This is a genomic window from Mesorhizobium sp. LNHC232B00 (assembly GCF_000502435.1).
GTDB classification, from domain to species: domain Bacteria; phylum Pseudomonadota; class Alphaproteobacteria; order Rhizobiales; family Rhizobiaceae; genus Mesorhizobium; species Mesorhizobium opportunistum.
On sequence record NZ_AYWP01000002.1, the window covers coordinates 349,890 to 367,078 of the forward strand.

The following is a 17,189-nucleotide window of genomic DNA, read 5'->3' on the forward strand; positions in this document are numbered from 1 at the left end:
TCACTTTGCCATGTAGGTCTCGTAAGGTGTGTCGTTGATCAAAAGGATCACGCACTCGGTGTCGGAGAGGCAAGCGTCGTCGTGCATCTCGTTGGCCTTCTGGGTCCAGTAGGACCCGGGAGGCAGTTCGACCGTGGTTGCTTCGCCGTCGTCCATCTGCCAATGCGTCCACAGCCCCTTAATGACCACCGCCCGGTAGTCCGCGGTGTGCGCGTGAACGGGAGCACGCCAGTTGCCAGGGACCTTCAGCAACGTGCCCGCCGGGCCCTTGGCCCGCTCGCCCCACAATGGCCCGAGGCGCTGCGGCTGGTCGGGCACTTCGGCGACATAGGGAATCTTGTCCGCCCTCAAGCCGCAATCCACGCAGCATGTCGGTCAGCGGACCGCCGGATGCCGGAAGGATCCGCTCGGATGAACTGAAATCCATGCCGATTTTCTAACGCGGAATCATCAGCCAGTCACGGCCAAGCTGCGTTACCCGGCCTGGCGGATGTCGGCCTGTTCCTCGGCGCGCAGGTGGCTGGGCGCCGAACCGATGACGCGCTTGAAGGCACGGCTGAAGGCGGCGTCCGATTCATAACCGAGGCGGGCGGCAACGACCGATATCTTCATCCGGTCGCGGACCAGCCATTGCCGCGCCTGATGCATTCTGACCTGGGTGACATATTTTGCGGGCGTTTCGCCGACGATGGTGGCGAAGCGCTCGGCAAAGCCCGAGCGCGAGGCGCCCATCATCCGGGCCAGCGACTCGACCGTCCAGTCATGGTCCGGTTCGAGATGAATGGCGGCCAGCACGCGGCCGATGTCGCGGTCCCTGACCGCCGCGATCCAGCCGGAGGAGTCGCCGCAGCCACGCTCGACCCATGAGCGGATGACGGTGGCGGCAAGCACGTCGGCCAGCCGCGCCAGGATGCCGCCGGAGCCGACGCGCTCCATCGTCACTTCGCGCGCCATCGAATCCAGCAGGTGCGGAATGCCGGGTTCGTAGTCTTCGAGCTCGTGCGTGCGCATCACATCCGGCATCATCCCGAGCAGGGGATGCAGGCCATCGAGGTTGAAATACATGCTGGCGCAGAACAGCAGCGTGCCCGGCTGGCCATTCTTGTCACACATCTCCGCGTTCGACGTACAATAGACGTCCTTGCAGACCTCTTCGCGGCCGTAGCTGTGAATTGGCCAGGCCTGGGCGCCGGGTTCGCTGGCCAACACATGAGCCGCGCCCCGCGGCAGCAACACCGCATCGCCGGCATTGAGCTGCACCCACTCACCGGAAGGCTGCTTCAGCCAGCAGCCTTTGCGGCCGATGAAGTGAAACCGGGCCGCGGGCTGGGCCGGGAACTGGATCCCCCAGGGCTCTTTCATTGCGCAGCGGCCATACTCGACGCCATCGAGACGCAAGCCGCGCAATATGTCGGTCAGCGCGTCGCCAGTGACCGGAATTTTGGACGAACGGTCAAACATAATGGTGTTTCTAACATGGAAACTCCAGCCAGTCACTCCCTATGTTGCACTGCAGCCAAATGCTGCGCTGCAACTTCATCGGAGACTGACCATGGCCGAATCCGCAACGGGCGCCGTCGACGCCGCCCTATTGAACCCCACGGACCAGGAGGAGCGAACAGAGCCCGCGTGGGGTGCCGTGGTCTCGCTCGCGCTTGGGGTTTTCGGCCTCGTTACCGCTGAATTCCTGCCCGCCAGCCTGCTGACCCCGATGGCGCGCGATCTCGGCGTCACGGAGGGCGTGGCGGGACAAGCGGTGACGGCGACCGCAATCGTCGGCGCCATTGCCGCACCGACCATGGCGATCATCACAAGGCGCATGGACCGCAGGCTGGTGATGTGGATGCTGACGATGTTCCTGATCCTGTCCAATCTCCTGGCCACCTTTGCTTCATCCTTGCCCATGCTTCTGCTTGCCCGCGTCGTGCTTGGTGTCGCCCTGGGCGGCTTCTGGGCGATGTCGGCTGCCATGGCGCTGCGGCTGGTGCCGATGCGGCTGATGCCGCGCGCCATGTCGATCATCCTGACCGGCGTTTCGCTGGCCACCGTCACCGCAGCCCCCGTCGGCGCCTATGTCGGTGACATGTGGGGATGGCGCACCGCGTTCATGATCGCGACCATCGTCGGCGCGCTGGCGCTGCTGGTGCAGGTGGCGACCATCCCGAAGCTGCCGCCCCTGGGAGCGGCAAGCTTCCGCACCTTGCTCGAGGTGCTGGAGCGCCCGTCGATCAGGGTGGCGCTGCTGGTCGTGCTGCTGGTTGCATCAGGGCACTTTGCCGGTTTCACCTATGTGCGCCCTTTCCTCGAAAAGGTGCCCGTGCTTGACATCGAGACGATCTCGCTGGTGCTGCTGGCCTACGGCATAGGCGGCTTCTTCGGCAATGTCGCCGGCGGCATCCTGGCCGAGCGCAATCTCAAGGCAGCGGTCGCGCTGGCACCCCTGCTGATTGCACTGGCCGCCGCCTCGATGCTGGTTCTTGGCGCCTCGCCGACCATTGCCGCGGTTTCGGTCGCGGTCTGGGGCTTTGCCTTCGGCGCGGTGCCGGTCGGGCTGCAGAGCTGGCTGGTGCGAGCCGCGCCCGACCAGGCTGAAAGCGCCGGCGGCTTGATGGTGGCGACGTTCCAGGTGGCGATTGCATTGGGCGCCGTCTTTGGTGGTCTGCTGGTCGACCATGCCGGCGTCGCCAGCGCATTCGCCTATTGCGGCGCGGCGACATTGCTGGCGGCCATCGTGGTGTCCCTCCGCGGTCCGAAGCGCGTGGAATAGTGCCGCCGAATTCCTGATTTATGAGCGGACCGAGAACCGTCACGGTTCTCGGTCCGCTGCCATTGTGATGGCTCATGCGACGGTGTCAGGCCGAGCGCCCGTCGAAGTCGAAGATCGACAAGGTCGACGGGTCGAGACCGGCGACACAGTTGAGGTTGATGTAGGCGCTGCGCTCCCCGCCTTCGCGCACATCCTCGGCGAAAGGGTGGATGCCGCAGGTGCGGCAGAAGCGGTGCGCCATCGCGTGATTGCCGAATGTGTAGGTGCCCAAATCATCACCCCAGGCCAGCACGGCCAAGGTCGCGTGCGGAATGGCGCACAGAAGCGCGCCCTTGCGCGAGCAGATCGAACAATTGCACCGCACGGCCCCGGTCAGCTCCGCCTCGAATTCGAAGGCGACCTTGCCGCAGTGACAGCTGCCTTTGTAGAGCATCGTTTCTTCCTTGCGTCAGGCAGGGGTGCAAAACCACCTGCGCCGGGTTAAGTCTTGGCATACCATGCCACTTGCCCAAGGACGTTCGAGGCGTCCGGAGCCCGACACCGAAAATGCAATCAACCCGCGATCATCTGGAAATCATCCTGGCGCGGCTTGCCGCTCGTGCCGGTGAGGAACGCGTGTTCACCAGGCTCTACGCCGAAGTGGCGCGAGCGGCAGCCGATGCCAGTGATGCCCGCAGCCGCGCCGGCGTGACGTTGGGACCGCTCGACGGCACCATCGTCTCGGTGAAGGATCTGTTCGATGTCGCCGGCGAACCAACCACGGCCGGCTCGCTGATGCGCAAAACCGCCATGCCTGCTTCGCGCGACGCGGCCATCATCAGCCGGTTGCGGCAAGCCGGCGCGGTGATCATCGGCAAGACCAACATGACCGAATTCGCCTTCACCGCGATCGGCGACAACATGCACTACGGCACGCCAGGCAATGCCGTCGATGCCAGCCGCATTCCCGGCGGTTCGTCCTCAGGTGCCGGCGTTTCCGTCGGCGAGGCGACGAGCGAAATATCGATCGGCTCCGACACCGGCGGCTCGGTGCGCATACCAGCATCGCTCAACGGTGTCGTTGGCTTCAAGCAGACGGCGCGGCGCGTGCCGCTGACCGGTGCCTTCCCACTATCTGGCACACTGGATTCGATCGGGCCGCTCGCTCGAACGGTAGCCCAGTGTGCCGCTGCCGATGCCGTGATGGCCGGCAATGTGCCGGCCGAGCTGGCGCCGATCCCGCTTTCAGGCCTTCGCATCGGCATTCCGCGCGGCATTCTTTTTGGAGAAACGGAAAGCGGGGTGACCGCGGCGTTCGAGCATTGTCTCGGCACGATCGAACAGACCGGTGCGCGCCTGGCTGACATGTCGATAGACGATCTGCTTGGAGAAATGCGCGCGGCGACCAAACGTGGCTCGATCGCCGCGATGGAAGGGGCTGAAATCCATGCCGACTGGCTGGCGGCGGGAGCACCGGTGCCGGTCGATCCACATGTCAGCGGACCTTTGTCGCGGGCAGCCGCCATACCGACGCCGGTCTACATCAGGGCCTTGCGCCGTCGCGCCGCGCTGGCCGCCGCCATGGACGAGCGGCTGACATCGGTCGATGTGCTGGCCTTGCCGACGACGCCGGTGACGGCGCCGACCATCGTATCGATGGCCGAGAATGCCGAGCTGCGCGATCACATAGAGGGCCTGCTGCTGCGCAATACNGACCATCGTATCGATGGCCGAGAATGCCGAGCTGCGCGATCACATAGAGGGCCTGCTGCTGCGCAATACGCAGGTCGCCAACCAGTTCGACCTCTGTGCAATTTCGTTGCCGATGCCGGGCACGGCGCTACCCGCGGGGCTGATGCTGGTGGCACGCAATGGCTATGATCGCCGTCTGTTGCGGATTGCCGCTGAAATCGAATCGCTGCTCGGTGGTGGATGACTTAGTATAGTCCCCTTGATGAGCAGTGGTTGCGTTCCTTCATCGTCGCTTGCCGTTCGATAGCTTTGGCGACAATTACTTTCCGCATAGGCATGCCGTCTGTCGCTTTGTCTAGGCGGCTTTCGATCCTGCCCCGAACGACGATCGAGCCATAGAAGAGCAGATCGGAGAGGTCGGCCCGCGCCTTGTCGGCCTGCGGCAATCGGCTGGCGTCGATCGACACGCCCTTGATGATCGTGCCGGTGGCGAGGTCGAGCGCGCTGTTCGACGGGCAGGGCGCCTTGAAGCAGCGAAGCCCGTTGTCGCAATAGACGTAACTGCTTTCGCCTGCAGCAAGTACCGGCAGAGCGAAGATCGACGAAGCGACGACAGTCAGAAATACGAGGGGAAGATTGGACATGGCTCCCAGCGTCGCGGAGAATTGGGGCGAAACGGCGATGCCTTACAGGTCGAGCGGAAAGCGCCGGCGGTAGTGGTCGACCACTTCCGGATTGCGCAGGTTGACCGGCAGTTTGCCAGCCAGCACCAGCAGGGCCTCGCCCGCGGCGCCGACGCCCATGCGCATCATCGATTCCTCGGTAATGCCTGCCATATGTGGGGTGATGATGACGTTGTCGAAGCCGAAATAGGGATGATTTGACGGCAGCGGCTGCGTCGAGAAAACGTCGAGCGCGGCACCGCCGATACGGCGCTTCTGCAGGGCCTCGATCAATGCTTCGTCATCGACGACCGGGCCTCGCGACACGTTGATCAGCAGCGCATTGGATTTCATGCGGGCGATGCGCTCGCGGCTGATCAGGCCGCGCGTCTCCGGCGTTAGCGGGCAGCAGAGCACGATGATGTCGCTCTGCTCGACCAGTGCGTCGATCGACAGGAAGCCGACCTTTTCCGGCGCCGGCTGCATGCTGCGCGTCGTGGCCACCACTTTCAAGTCGAAGCCGTGCGCTGCGATATGGCCGACAGCCTGGCCGACGGCGCCAAGGCCGACGATGCCGATGGTCTTGCCGGCGAGTTCGATGTTGGTGTTGGCATGCTCGCGCCCGGCAAGCCAGCCTTTGGCGCGCAGGTCGCGGTCGACCCTGCGGAATTGCCGAAGCAGGCAAAGTGTGGTGAACATGACGTGTTCGGCAACCGAGCGCGCATTGACCGCCGGCACATTGGCCACCAGCACACCGGAGGCGGCCGCCGCCTCCATCGGGATCATGTCGAGCCCGGCGCCATGGCGGATCGCCGCCCTCAGCTTCCAGGCACCCTCGAACAGCGCCGGCGGCAGCGGGGCACGCACGATGACGATGTCGGCATCCCTGGCCTCCCTGATCAGGGTGTCGGCATCGAGCGCCGATGCAATCACAAGCTGGCCGGTGCCCGCCAGCTTGGCCGCGGCGCGCGGGTGCAGCGGATGGGTCGACAGGATCTTTGGCTGGGCCACGGTCAGGCCTTTTCGAGCGCCGGGTTCGGCGGAACAGCAGCCATGCCGCCTTCGATCAGGCCCTTCCAGTAGCTTTCAGCGCCCTGCAAATGCGCGCTCATCAGCGCCTGGGCGAGGTTGCCGTCGCGGCGCAGCAGCGCCTCGTAGATCTGCACGTGTTCGGCATGCGAGCGAACGCTGCGTTCGGGGTCGTTGAAATAGATCGGCAGGCGCTGCTCGCCCATCAGATAATAGACGCTGCAGATGTTGTGGAAGACGCTGTTCTTGGTGGCGCGCACAATCTCGAGATGGAATTCGCGGTCCTCCTTGGCAAGGCCCTCGCCGGCGGCGATGCGCTCCTCGGAAGCCCTGAGGATTTCGCGCAGCCGTTCGAAATTTTCCTCGGTGGCACGCGAACAGGCAAGTTCTGCGGCCTTGATCTCGTGGATCTTGCGCAACTCGACCGTCTCGTAAATCTGCAGCGGATCGAGCGGCAGCCCGGCACGGGCAAACAGCGCCAGCGCCTCGACGCTCGCCTGCTTGGTGTCGATGTAGATGCCGGACTTGGCACGGCGTTCGACGATCCGCATGGCTTCGAGGATGGCGAGCGCTTCGCGGATCTGGCCCCGGCTGACGCCGAAATGCTCCGCCAGCTCACGTTCCGACGGTGTCCGGCCGGTCTCCTTGTCCGAGTGGGAGAACAGATAGGCGGCGAGTTCCGCGAGGAGGTTCTTTTCTTTCATCGTCAATTGCGTTGCGCGTGCGCCTCCAGGAACCGCTCCGAAATGGTGAATCCCAGACCCGGCTTTTCGGGGATCGCTATCATACCGTCCCTTGCTTCGACAGTCTCTTCGATCAGATCGTGGATCATCGGGTTGGCGCCGAGCGAATATTCGACCGTGAAGCTCGCCGGCGACGCGGCGCAGACATGCAGCCCGGCAAAGAAGCAGGGGGCGCCGGCCCACAGATGCGGCGCAAAGCGCAGGTTGAAGGCGCTGGCGATGGTGCCGATCTTCATCGCCTCGCTGATGCCGCCGCAGAAGGCGGGATCCGGCTGGAAGATGTCGGCGGCCTTGAGCACGGCGAGGTCGCGGAAGGCATAGCGCGTCGCCTCGCTTTCGCCGGTGGCGATCGGGACGGCGCCCGAGGCGCGCACTTCAGCCATGCCCGGCTTGTCATCGGCAATGATCGGCTCTTCGAACCAGGCGAGATCGAGGTCGTTGACGAGATGGATGAAGCGCTTTGCTTCGGCGACCGTATAGGTGCCGTGGGCGTCGACCATCAGTTCGACATCGGGACCGAGCGCCTGGCGCGCGGCGCGGACACGCGCGGCGGAAATGTGCGCGGCGCCATCCATGGCGCCTACCCGCATCTTCAGCGCCTTGAAGCCGCCCCGGGCGATATAGGACTTCAATTGCTCGCCGATGGCATCGGCGGCAGCCCAACCGCCCGAGGCATAGGCCTGCATGCGGTCGGCCTTGCGGCCGCCCAGCAGCCGCCAGACCGGGACGCCCAGCGATTTGCCCAGAATATCCCAGAGCGCGATGTCGACGGCGCTGATGGCGGCGACACTCATGCCGCGCCGCGCCAGCTGCGGCATGGCATGGCCGGCGCGCATCGCGCTGTCGTGGCGCACGCCGTTGTAGAGCATTTCCCAAATGACGCCGATATCGGTCGGATCGCGGCCGATCAGTTGCGGCCCAACCTCATGGTTCAACATATGGACAAGGGCGCCGTAACTGCCGGCGCTGCCGGCGGCGTTCTTGCCTTCGCCCCAGCCGATCAGCCCATCATCGGTCTCGATGCGCAGGATGGCGGCGTCGAAGGTCGTGACCTGGCCGAAGTCGCTGCGGTGTTGCCGAGCGGCTTCGATCGGGATGCGGACCCACCAGGCATGGACGGTCTTGATGCGCATATTTTTCCCCAGCCCTGCCGCCGGCCAGGGGCGAAAGGGCAAATTTCCAAAGCAGTCGACTACTTGATCAGCGGCAGCAGCGTTTCGGCGGTGATACGCATCTGGTCGGTGTAGAATTTTTCGGTGAGCACGCTGGAGCCGTGGTCCTGGATGAACTTCAGCTGCTCAGGCGAGATATCGACCGGGTGGCGCTCGACCATTTCGGGATAGGGTGCCGCCGGCGTGCGGTCGACCGGAGCGACGAACTCGTTGGTCAGCGCGCCGTCGTAGCCGACTTCCTTCAAGGTGGCGACGATCCTGGGCCAGTCGATCTGGCCGAGGCCGGCGGCGAAACGGTTGTTGTCGGCGACGTGGAAGTCGAACAGGCGCTTTCCGACCTGGCGGATGGCGTCGTGGACGTTAAATTCCTCCATGTGGATGTGATAAGCGTCGAGGCAGACGCCGCATTCGGGGCTGACCGCGTCGGCCAGCGCCAGCGCCTGGGCGCCACGGTTGAACAGATAGGTCTCGAAGCGGTTCAGCGGCTCGACCGCGATCTTGACGCCGACCTTCTTGGCGTGGGTGAAGCATTCGCGGGTCGCGTCGACCACCCACTTCCATTCCTCTTCCTCGGTGCCGTCAGGCACCACCTTGCCGACGGTCGCGGGGACAAGCGTGATGATCTCGCCATCGAGTTCGCTGACCATGGTCAGCACGTCCTTGACATACTGCACCGAGCGCTCGCGCTGGCCCTGGTTCCTGGCGGCGAGGTTGCGTTCGCCCAGCATCAAGGTGACCGCGCCCCAGCAGCGGATGCCATGTTCCTTCAACAGCGCCCGCGTCTCCTTGGTCTTATACTGTTCGGGCTCGCCGGAAATCTCGATCGACTCGTAGCCGAATTTCTTGATGCGCTTGAGCGTCGTCTCCAGAGGTTCCGCGCGCATCCAGTTGTGCGTCGAAAGATGCATGGTCCGTCCTTCCCAAAATTCGTCCGTATGGTTTGCCTGCGACATGCATCGCCGAAAGGCGACGCAAGGGTTTCTCCCCAAGGCATCCCCAGCCTTTTCCTTGCAAACTGGTTCGACCAATTGGGCCTCAAATGAGGTCTACAGCAAATTCCCCGGAACGGCAAGAAGCGCAGCATCGCAACTTTTTGTGCGGATTACTCTATTGATTATATTGCGATATATGCCATCATTTTGAGTAACTGGAGGGCTTTGGCGGCGCATTGGGAGACTTGACCAAATTTGCTCATTTGGTAATACCAGAATGGCAGTGCCTGCAAAGCGCACGATGCGAGAAGACCAAAATGGCTGGTCCTGCTTCCAATCGGCGCTATGCTTGGTCGCGACAAATGAGGAGGATGCCGATGCCGACGACAATCAAGGGCCCTGGACTGTTTCTGGCGCAGTTCGCGGGCGATGCGGCGCCGTTCAATTCGCTGGCTTCGATTACCAAATGGGCCGCGGGTCTCGGTTACAAGGGCGTGCAGATCCCGACCTGGGACGCACGCTTGTTCGACCTCGAGAAAGCGGCGTCTTCCAAGGCCTATTGCGACGAGGTGAAGGGCATCTGCGCTGACGCCGGCGTCGAGATCACCGAACTGTCGACGCATCTGCAGGGACAGCTGGTCGCGGTTCATCCGGCCTATGACGCGCAGATGGATGGCTTTGCGCCGCCGTCGGTGCACAATAATCCCGCAGCCCGGCAGAAGTGGGCTGTCGAGCAGATGAAGTTCGGCGCCAAAGCATCGCGCAACCTAGGCCTGAATGCTTCAGTGTCGTTTACCGGCTCGCTGGCGTTCCCTTACCTCTATCCGTTCCCGCAGCGGCCGGCTGGACTCATTGAGGAAGCGTTTGGCGAGCTCGGCAAACGCTGGAAGCCGATCCTCGACGTCTACGAGGACAATGGCGTCGATGTCGGCTATGAAATTCACCCCTCTGAGGACGTGTTCGACGGCGCCACTTTCGAAATGTTCCTCGACGCGGTCGGCGGCCACAAGCGCTGCAACATCAACTACGACCCGTCGCACTTCCTGCTGCAGCAGCTCGATTATCTCGAATTCATCGACATCTATCACGAGCGCATCAAGGCCTTCCACGTCAAGGACGCCGAGTTCAACCCGACCGGCCGGCAAGGCGTCTATTCCGGCTATCAGAGCTGGACCAACCGTGCCGGCCGCTTCCGTTCGCTCGGCGACGGGCAGGTGGATTTCGGCGGCATCTTCTCCAAGCTGACGCAGTACAATTACGATTCCTGGGCCGTGCTGGAATGGGAGTGCTGCCTCAAGCATCCCGAAGACGGTGCTGCCGAAGGGGCGCCCTTCATCCAGCACCACATCATCCGGGTGACGGAGAAGGCATTCGACGATTTCGCCGCTGGCACCACCGACAAGAAGCTGTTGCGCGCCATGATGGGAATTTGACGCGGCTCCCTCCATCGAGGGAATGATATTTCAGACATGAGGGAGAAAGACATGGTCGGCGCATCGAAGTCGGAGATGGGAGGCGGCCCGATCCGCTACGGCATGGTCGGCGGCGGGCAGGGCGCCTTCATCGGCGCGGTGCACCGGATCGCGGCGCGCTTGGACAATGATTTCGTGTTGGTTGCCGGCGCGCTGTCGTCCGACCCGGCGCGCGCCAAGGCTTCGGCCGCCGAACTCGGGCTCGACCCGGACCGCAGCTATGCGTCCTATGCCGAAATGGCCAAGGCCGAGGCCAAACGTCCCGACGGCATCGAGGCGGTGGCCATCGTGACGCCGAACAATGTCCACGTGCCGGCGGCCAAGGCTTTCCTCGAGGCCGGTATCCACGTGATCTGCGACAAGCCGCTGGCGACGACGTTGGCCGAGGCGAAGAAGCTCGCGGCGATCGTCGAGAAGACCGGCAAGGTGTTCGTGCTCACCCACAATTACACCGCCTATCCGATGGTGCGGCAGGCACGCGAGATGGTGGCCAAGGGCGTGCTCGGCGACATCCGCATCGTGCAGTCCGAATATCCGCAGGACTGGCTGACCGAGGATCTCGCCGCCACCGGCCAGAAACAGGCATCATGGCGCGGCGATCCGAAGCAGGCGGGTGCGGGCGGTGCGCTGGGCGACATCGGCACGCATGCCTACAATCTCGCGCGCTTCGTCTCCGGATTGGAACTCGATTCGCTCTCGGCCGATCTCGATGCCTTCGTGCCGGGGCGGCTGCTCGACGACAATGTCAACGTCATGCTGCGCTTCAAGCCCTCCGGTAAGACGCATCCGGCCAAGGGCATGATCTGGGCAAGCCAGGTGGCGCCCGGGCATGAGAACGGCCTGAAGTTGCGCATCTATGGCTCGAAGGGCGGGCTGGAATGGGTGCAGGCCGATCCGAACTATCTCTGGTACACGCCGTTCGGGCAGCCGAAGCAATTGATCACCCGCAACGGTGCCGGCGCGCTGCCGGTGGCGGGCCGTGTCAGCCGAGTCCCATCGGGCCATCCCGAGGGCTATCTGGAAGGTTTCGCCAACATCTACCAGGAAGCCGCGCGCGCCATCCGGGCAGCGCGCAGGAAGGGCGGCAAGCCGGCAAAGGATGTCGTCTTCCCAACGATCGCCGACGGCGTCGAGGGCATGGCCTTCATCGAGGCCTGCGTGAAGTCGTCGAAGAAGAACGGGGCGTGGACCAAACTCTAAGACTGAGGGGATCTGGGGGGTCAAGGGGAGGGGCGTCGATGAAAATCGGCATGTGCATGTTCTTGTGGACGACGGCAGTGTCGAAGAAGCACGAGCCGCTGCTACGCGACATCAAGGCGACCGGCTTCGATGGCGTCGAGATACCGATCTTTTCCGGCACGCCGGACGACTACAGGAAATTGGGCGAACTGCTCGACAGCATCGGCTTGGAGCGGACCGCGGTCTCGGCAATGGGCGATCCGGCGATGAACCTGATCTCGGCCGATGCGGCCACGCGCAAGGCTGGGGTCGACTACATGAAGTGGGCTGTCGATTGCGCCGATGCGCTTGGGGCGAGGACGCTGAGCGGTCCGCTGCACTCGACGCTCGGCGCCTTTTCCGGTTCCGGGCCGACAGCCGCCGAGAAGAAACGCTCGATCGCCTCGCAACGCGCCATCGGCGACCATGCCGGCAAGCGGGGGGTCACCATCGGGCTCGAGGCGCTGAACCGCTTCGAATGCTATCTTCTCAACACGATCGCCGACCTGTCGGAGCATATCGACGCCATCGACCGGCCGCATATCAAGGCTATGTACGACACATTCCACGCCAATATCGAAGAGGCCGATCCGATCGGCGCCTACACGAAGCACCGCCGCAATATCGTGCACATCCATATTTCGGAGAATGATCGCGGCGTGCCGGGGCGCGGCAACATTCCGTGGAAAGAGACGTTCGCTGCGATCCGCAAGAGCGGCTATGACGACTGGCTGACGATCGAGGCTTTCGGGCGGTCGCTCAAGGAACTGGCGGCGGCGACCAAGGTGTGGCGCGATTTTTCGGAGAGCCCGGAAGCGGTTTATCGGGATGGGTATAAGCATATCAAGGATGGGTGGAGAGGGGCGGCTTAGGTAACAATGCCGCCGTCCAACGAACGCCGCGTTCCTTCACACCCCCCTCTGTCCTGCCGGACATCTCCCCCGCAAGGGGGGAGATCGGATGTTGTGCTGGCTTTCGCCAGTCTCCAGTGTTGCAATGGAGGCGCCACCTGTGAAACTGCCAATCTCCCTCCTTGCGGGGGAGATGGCCGGCAGGCCAGAGGGGGGTGCTGTCCCGCCGACATCTCGCCGCATTCTGGAAGATGCCTACCCCTGTTCAGCCTGGATCCTGTTGTAATCGTGGATCGTCCGGCTGAGCCTGCGGCGCAGGAAGTTGGAGATGTTGTCGAAGATGAAGACCACCACCAGCGTCAGCAGCACCATGTAGAAGACGTTGGCCCAATTGGAGTTGGTGCGCATCGCTTCCCATAATTTCAGGCCGATGCCGCCGGCGCCGACGGCGCCGATGATGGTGGCACCGCGGGTGTTGGATTCCCACTGGTAGAGCGTCTGGCTGATGAACACGGGCACCACTTCCGGTATCACGCCGTAGCGCTGCACCAGAAGGCCGTTGGCGCCGGTCGAGACGACGCCCTCGCGCGGCTTGTCGTCGATGTTCTCCAACGCCTCGGAATAGGTTTTGCCGAGCGTGCCGATCTCGGTGAAGAAGATCGCCGCGCTGCCGGCCAGTGGCCCTGGCCCGAAGGCGCGGGTGAAGAACAATGCCCAGATCAGCATGTCGACCGAGCGCATGAAGTCGAAGAAGCGCTTGAGCACTTGGCTCAGCAATCCGCTCGGCGTGATATTGCGGGCGGCGAAGAATGCCAGCGGAAAGGCGACGATGCCCCCGAGCAGCGTGCCCAGAAACGCCATGACGATGGTCTGCAGCAGCTTCGTCCAAACGTCGCCGTGCTGCCACTGGGCGTTGTTCCAGATGTTGTCGCCGGCAAGCGCGAGGTTCGAGGTGCCGGGTTTCAGCTGCGGCCCGGACACGATCAGCGAGAGCACGTCTCCCGCCGATTTGCCGAAGAAGGGCGAGCGGGTATCGAAGACGAAATTCGCCCAGCCGAGGAAGCGCTTGCGCACTTTGACGCGGTCGACGGTGACGCGCACCTCGCCGGCGAAGCCCATCTTGGCGACCACTTCGTCGTCATGCGCGGTGATCCAGTCCGGCACCGGGCCTGAGATAACCGGCTTGCCGCTGGTCAGCGTGACAGGCACGGTCTGGCCGTTGGCCATGATCGTCGCCTGCGCCTTGTCGAAAGTGACGGATTTAGCCGGCCCGTCGATCCGCACGGTGAATGTGCCGTCCGGGTTCCTGATCACCCAGTCGGGGTTCGGGTTCTCGCCAAGCGCGGAGAAGCGCGGATATTTTGGCGTGATCTCGGCTTGGTCGAGGCGAAACTCCGGCTGCAGATCGTAGCTGACCCACTGCGACAGGAACAGCGGCAGGCGCTCCCAGTGCGATTCCCGCAGCACCTGCGGCAGGCTGAAGAACCACATCGCATAGGCGAGGTAGAGCACCGTGCCCAGAAGCAGGAACAGCGGACCGAAGCGCTTGTAGGCCGGGCGCCGGAACACCTGCGGAAAGCGGTCCTCGATCGCGCTGATTTCATCCGCCGTCATGGTCGCCATGATTCGTCTTTTTGTTTGACCATGATCTCTTCCGAAAACCGGCCTCCACTTTTCGGGACCATGGTCTAAGCCCCCATCACGAAGGCCTGCTCGCCGACGAGCTTGCGGCGCAGCCAGGCTGAGAACTGGTCGACGATGAAGATGGTGGTGAAAAGGAGCAGCACCAGGGCCAGCGTCTTGGCGCCGAAGCCGCGCGAGATGGAGAGCTTGAGCTCCTCGCCAATGCCGCCGCCGCCGACCGCGCCCATGATGGTGGAGATGCGAACGTTGATCTCGATCCGCAGCAGCGTGTAGGACATGAAGTTCGGCAGAACCTGCGGCAGGCCGGCAAAGCGCACCCGCTCGAACCAGTTGGCGCCAACCGCCCGCAGGCCTTCCTCGGCCCGCATGTCGATGTTTTCATTGATCTCGTAGAAAAGCTTGCCCAGCGCGCCGATCGAATGCAGGCCGATGGCGATGATGGCGGCGACCGGGCCGATCGAGACGATGGCCGCGAACAGGCCGGCGATGACGATCTCGGGGAAGGCGCGCAGCAATTCCATGAAGCGCTTGACGACAAGCCGCAGCACAGGGTGCGGCGTCAGGTTGCGCGCGGCGATGAAGGAGAACGGCACGGCGAAGACGAAACCGATGAAGGTGGAGACCAGCGCCACGTTCACCGTGGTCAGCATCAGCTCGAAATATTCGGGGATGTAGAGGCCGCCCCAGACATAGACGCGGCCAAGCGGGAAGTTGAATTCCTGGGTGCCGGTATCATGCGGCGAGGCGATGTCGAACAAGGCCCGCCAGACGTCGTTCCAGTCCCTGGGGACCAGCCAGCTCAGGAAATCCAGGATGTGCGGCAGCCGGTCGAAGAAGTGGCCGGCATTGGCTTCGTCGGCAAACCACATGCTGGCGAGCATGGCGACAAGCAGCAGCGCGACGCCGAGGGCGGTATAGAACCGGCGCAACGACGTCTGTCGTCGCCAGGCATCGGCCATCTGATGGGTAGCGCCAGAAGAGGGGGCTGTCACGGAAAGGGTCATGATCGGAGATGCAAAAAGGGCGGCGTTTTCAGCGCCGCCCTTTCCGATTTCGCCGTTAGCCGCCGATGGCTGCCTTACGGGCTTCGACGATGACGTTGTAGAAGTCCGCCTTCACCGGAACGTAGCCGGTAAAATCGCCGCCTTCCACGCCTTCGAAGCAAGCCTTGTCCTTCTTGGGCAGGTCGGTGAAGAAGGCGGTCAGCTTGGCGGTCATGTCGTCGCCAAGCGCGGTGCGCACGACCAGCGGGCCGTTCGGAATCAGGCCCGAGCGCCAGACTTCGACGAAGTCGTTGGGGTCGACGGCGCCCTTGGCGACTTCCTTGTGGAAGGTGCCCGAAGTGTAGCCGTTCTTGAAGTCGCCGATGCCCGAGGAATCGTCCACGGCGACGTCGACCTTGCCGTCACGCACGGCCAGGACGTTGTTCTCGTGGCCGCCGTTGAACTGGGTCGAAGCGAAGAAGGTCTCGTTCGAAGCGCCGGTGTCCTTCGGGATCTGGGTCAGCGGGATCAGGTAGCCCGAGGTCGAATCCGGATCGGCGTAGCCGAGCTTCTTGCCCTTGGCCGATTTGATGTCGGTGATACCGGAGGACTTGAGTGCCAGGCCGATCGAATAATAGCCGGTGGCGCCGTCGGTCTGCTGGGTGGTGAGGATCGGGGTAACGGCCTTCGGGTCCTTCAGCGCGACGCTGGCGTAGCCGGAAGCGCCGAGTTCGGCGAAATCGAGCGTACCGCCGAGCAGGCCCTGGATGACGCCGTCATAGTCGGCGGCCGGGAACAGCGAGACCTTTTCGAAACCGAATTCGGCCTTCAAATGGTCGGCCAGGCACTGGTAGTTGCGCAGCCGGTCGGTTTCGTTCTCGCCACCGAGAATGCCGACTCGGAATTCCTTCATGTCGGCGGCGTGGGCCATGCTGGTGGCCATGGCGAGCACCGAAACGGCGCTGAGAACCATCTTCCTGAACATTGATATCTCTCCTGTAGGTTCCGGCCCCGCGCCGGCAGCGTTATTGATTTTGACAGGTGCCCTTGACGCGGGCGGACGATCCGAGCCGCTCTTTCTTGAACTCAGTAAGCTGGGAATGCAGGTTCGAGCGGTCCGGCGGATGCGGCGATCTTTCGCTTGAAGGCAACGCTGGTGGAGGTGATGGCCTCCGAAATCTCGCCACCATTGCTGTCGGCGCCGTAGACGAGACGGACGGCCTCGCGGTCAAGCTCTTCCGGCGCTCCATCGAAGACGACCTTGCCGGCGGCCATGCCGATGATGCGGTTGCAATAGGTGCGGGCGGTATCCAGGGTGTGGAGGTTGGTGACGACCGTGATGCCCTCGCGCAGATTGATGTCCTGCAGCGAATCCATCACCACCTTGGCATTGAGCGGGTCGAGCGAGGCGATCGGCTCGTCGGCGAGGATCACCCTGGGCTGCTGCATCATGGCGCGGGCGATGGCGACGCGCTGCTGCTGTCCGCCCGATAGCGTTCCGGCGGGCTGCAGTGCGGTGCGGGCCATGTCGAGCCGCTCAAGGGCGGCGACGGCCTCGGCGCATTCGGCGCGGGAGAACATGCCGAAAAGGTTCGATATCGTCGAACGGTGGTTCAGCTTGCCGAGCAGCACATTGGTCAGCACGTCGAGGCGCGGCACTAGGTTGAACTGCTGGAAGATCATGGCGCAGTCGCGCTGCCAGCGCCGCAGCGGCGAGCCGCGCAACTGGGAGACTTCGGCGCCGTCAAAAAAAATCGACCCCTGGCTGGGATCGATGAGACGGTTGATCATGCGAAGAAGGGTCGATTTGCCGGCGCCGGAACGGCCGATGACGCCGACCATCTGACCCTGCGGGATCGAGATGTTGATATCGCTGACAGCGGTGTTCTTGCCAAATCGTCGGGTGACGCCGCGGATTTCGAGCGTGGCTGAGGTTGCTGGCATGGGCAGGTTCCCGTCAGGACCATGTTGATCGTCAGGCTTCTCGCCTAACGCAGCCACATGAACCTGCCATGTCGCCTGGATGTCAGTTTTGTTACGCTCCA

The 17,189-nt window shown here is 63.4% G+C and carries 16 protein-coding genes and 1 pseudogene; 5 read left to right on the top strand and 12 right to left on the bottom strand.

Features of this window, described 5'->3' with window-relative positions:
• Both X743_RS164830 and X743_RS164825 read right to left on the bottom strand, forming a co-directional pair.
• Positions 1 to 351, bottom strand: coding sequence for a DUF4437 domain-containing protein (locus X743_RS164830; protein ID WP_023763965.1), 351 nt, complete (start codon positions 349 to 351; stop codon positions 1 to 3).
• A 123-nt stretch (positions 352 to 474) separates the two neighbouring features.
• Positions 475 to 1,461: an AraC family transcriptional regulator gene (locus tag X743_RS164825; RefSeq protein ID WP_023763966.1), complete on the bottom strand. Its 987-nt coding sequence runs from the start codon at positions 1,459 to 1,461 to the stop codon at positions 475 to 477.
• Positions 1,462 to 1,552: 91 nt separating this feature from the next.
• Between X743_RS164825 and X743_RS164820 the strand changes: the two genes are divergently transcribed.
• Complete coding sequence (locus tag X743_RS164820) at positions 1,553 to 2,767, top strand: MFS transporter (protein ID WP_023763967.1); 1,215 nt, start codon at positions 1,553 to 1,555, stop codon at positions 2,765 to 2,767.
• An 85-nt stretch (positions 2,768 to 2,852) separates the two neighbouring features.
• Here X743_RS164820 and X743_RS164815 read toward each other — a convergent pair whose 3' ends face one another.
• Entirely contained in the window at positions 2,853 to 3,200 is a 348-nt protein-coding gene (locus tag X743_RS164815) for a GFA family protein (RefSeq protein ID WP_023763968.1), read from the bottom strand.
• Positions 3,201 to 3,313: 113 nt separating this feature from the next.
• On the opposite strand from X743_RS164815, the pseudogene X743_RS01000000168600 reads away from it, so the two are divergent.
• Positions 3,314 to 4,682 (top strand): annotated as a pseudogene (locus tag X743_RS01000000168600) (amidase).
• 1 nt (position 4,683) lies between these two features.
• Here X743_RS01000000168600 and X743_RS164810 read toward each other — a convergent pair.
• From X743_RS164810 to X743_RS164790, 5 genes are read right to left on the bottom strand one after another with little or no spacing between them, the layout of a single operon-like run.
• Positions 4,684 to 5,082 (bottom strand): hypothetical protein, encoded by a 399-nt coding sequence (locus X743_RS164810; RefSeq protein WP_023763969.1) that lies wholly within the window; start codon positions 5,080 to 5,082, stop codon positions 4,684 to 4,686.
• Positions 5,083 to 5,124: 42 nt separating this feature from the next.
• The gene (locus X743_RS164805) at positions 5,125 to 6,111 is read right to left on the bottom strand and encodes a hydroxyacid dehydrogenase (protein ID WP_032922856.1); all 987 of its coding nucleotides are present in this window, start codon (positions 6,109 to 6,111) and stop codon (positions 5,125 to 5,127) included.
• 2 nt (positions 6,112 to 6,113) lie between these two features.
• A complete protein-coding gene (locus X743_RS164800) occupies positions 6,114 to 6,833 on the bottom strand; it encodes a FadR/GntR family transcriptional regulator (protein ID WP_023763971.1) in 720 nt (239 codons plus the stop codon).
• Between the two features lie 2 nt (positions 6,834 to 6,835).
• A complete protein-coding gene (locus tag X743_RS164795; RefSeq protein WP_023763972.1) occupies positions 6,836 to 8,005 on the bottom strand; it encodes a mandelate racemase/muconate lactonizing enzyme family protein in 1,170 nt (389 codons plus the stop codon).
• Between the two features lie 59 nt (positions 8,006 to 8,064).
• Complete coding sequence (locus X743_RS164790; protein ID WP_013892917.1) at positions 8,065 to 8,952, bottom strand: sugar phosphate isomerase/epimerase; 888 nt, start codon at positions 8,950 to 8,952, stop codon at positions 8,065 to 8,067.
• Between the two features lie 401 nt (positions 8,953 to 9,353).
• Here X743_RS164790 and X743_RS164785 point away from each other — a divergent pair, with 401 nt between their 5' ends.
• From X743_RS164785 to X743_RS164775, 3 genes are read left to right on the top strand one after another with little or no spacing between them, the layout of a single operon-like run.
• Positions 9,354 to 10,409 carry a sugar phosphate isomerase/epimerase gene (locus X743_RS164785; protein WP_023763973.1) on the top strand — a complete coding sequence of 352 codons (1,056 nt, stop codon included), beginning with the start codon at positions 9,354 to 9,356 and terminating at the stop codon, positions 10,407 to 10,409.
• A gap of 51 nt (positions 10,410 to 10,460) precedes the next feature.
• Positions 10,461 to 11,648 (top strand): Gfo/Idh/MocA family oxidoreductase, encoded by a 1,188-nt coding sequence (locus X743_RS164780; protein ID WP_023763974.1) that lies wholly within the window; start codon positions 10,461 to 10,463, stop codon positions 11,646 to 11,648.
• A 38-nt stretch (positions 11,649 to 11,686) separates the two neighbouring features.
• Positions 11,687 to 12,538 carry a sugar phosphate isomerase/epimerase gene (locus X743_RS164775; protein ID WP_023763975.1) on the top strand — a complete coding sequence of 284 codons (852 nt, stop codon included), beginning with the start codon at positions 11,687 to 11,689 and terminating at the stop codon, positions 12,536 to 12,538.
• Between the two features lie 234 nt (positions 12,539 to 12,772).
• Here the strand turns inward: X743_RS164775 and phnE (X743_RS164770) are convergent, their stop codons facing one another.
• The 4 genes from phnE (X743_RS164770) to phnC all read right to left on the bottom strand — a co-directional run bounded on the left by phnE (X743_RS164770) (position 12,773) and on the right by phnC (position 17,088).
• Positions 12,773 to 14,140: a phosphonate ABC transporter, permease protein PhnE gene (gene phnE / locus X743_RS164770; protein ID WP_023763976.1), complete on the bottom strand. Its 1,368-nt coding sequence runs from the start codon at positions 14,138 to 14,140 to the stop codon at positions 12,773 to 12,775.
• Between the two features lie 65 nt (positions 14,141 to 14,205).
• On the bottom strand, positions 14,206 to 15,165 hold the full coding sequence (phnE, locus tag X743_RS164765; protein ID WP_023763977.1) for a phosphonate ABC transporter, permease protein PhnE: 960 nt from the start codon (positions 15,163 to 15,165) through the stop codon (positions 14,206 to 14,208).
• A 55-nt stretch (positions 15,166 to 15,220) separates the two neighbouring features.
• Positions 15,221 to 16,129: a phosphonate ABC transporter substrate-binding protein gene (gene phnD, locus X743_RS164760; protein WP_023763978.1), complete on the bottom strand. Its 909-nt coding sequence runs from the start codon at positions 16,127 to 16,129 to the stop codon at positions 15,221 to 15,223.
• 101 nt (positions 16,130 to 16,230) lie between these two features.
• Positions 16,231 to 17,088 (bottom strand): phosphonate ABC transporter ATP-binding protein, encoded by an 858-nt coding sequence (gene phnC, locus X743_RS164755; RefSeq protein WP_023763979.1) that lies wholly within the window; start codon positions 17,086 to 17,088, stop codon positions 16,231 to 16,233.
• Positions 17,089 to 17,189: the final 101 nt, after the last annotated feature.

Bases quoted from the DNA above. Each gene is read 5' to 3' on its own strand.
- X743_RS164825 (WP_023763966.1), bottom strand. From the start codon at position 1,461: ATGTTTGACCGTTCGTCCAAAATTCCGGTCACTGGCGACGCGCTGACC.
- X743_RS164820 (WP_023763967.1), top strand. From the start codon at position 1,553: ATGGCCGAATCCGCAACGGGCGCCGTCGACGCCGCCCTATTGAACCCC.
- X743_RS164815 (WP_023763968.1), bottom strand. From the start codon at position 3,200: ATGCTCTACAAAGGCAGCTGTCACTGCGGCAAGGTCGCCTTCGAATTC.
- X743_RS164810 (WP_023763969.1), bottom strand. From the start codon at position 5,082: ATGTCCAATCTTCCCCTCGTATTTCTGACTGTCGTCGCTTCGTCGATC.
- X743_RS164800 (WP_023763971.1), bottom strand. From the start codon at position 6,833: ATGAAAGAAAAGAACCTCCTCGCGGAACTCGCCGCCTATCTGTTCTCC.
- X743_RS164795 (WP_023763972.1), bottom strand. From the start codon at position 8,005: ATGCGCATCAAGACCGTCCATGCCTGGTGGGTCCGCATCCCGATCGAA.
- X743_RS164790 (WP_013892917.1), bottom strand. From the start codon at position 8,952: ATGCATCTTTCGACGCACAACTGGATGCGCGCGGAACCTCTGGAGACG.
- X743_RS164785 (WP_023763973.1), top strand. From the start codon at position 9,354: ATGCCGACGACAATCAAGGGCCCTGGACTGTTTCTGGCGCAGTTCGCG.
- X743_RS164780 (WP_023763974.1), top strand. From the start codon at position 10,461: ATGGTCGGCGCATCGAAGTCGGAGATGGGAGGCGGCCCGATCCGCTAC.
- X743_RS164775 (WP_023763975.1), top strand. From the start codon at position 11,687: ATGAAAATCGGCATGTGCATGTTCTTGTGGACGACGGCAGTGTCGAAG.
- phnE (WP_023763976.1), bottom strand. From the start codon at position 14,140: ATGGCGACCATGACGGCGGATGAAATCAGCGCGATCGAGGACCGCTTT.
- phnE (WP_023763977.1), bottom strand. From the start codon at position 15,165: ATGACCCTTTCCGTGACAGCCCCCTCTTCTGGCGCTACCCATCAGATG.
- phnD (WP_023763978.1), bottom strand. From the start codon at position 16,129: ATGTTCAGGAAGATGGTTCTCAGCGCCGTTTCGGTGCTCGCCATGGCC.
- phnC (WP_023763979.1), bottom strand. From the start codon at position 17,088: ATGCCAGCAACCTCAGCCACGCTCGAAATCCGCGGCGTCACCCGACGA.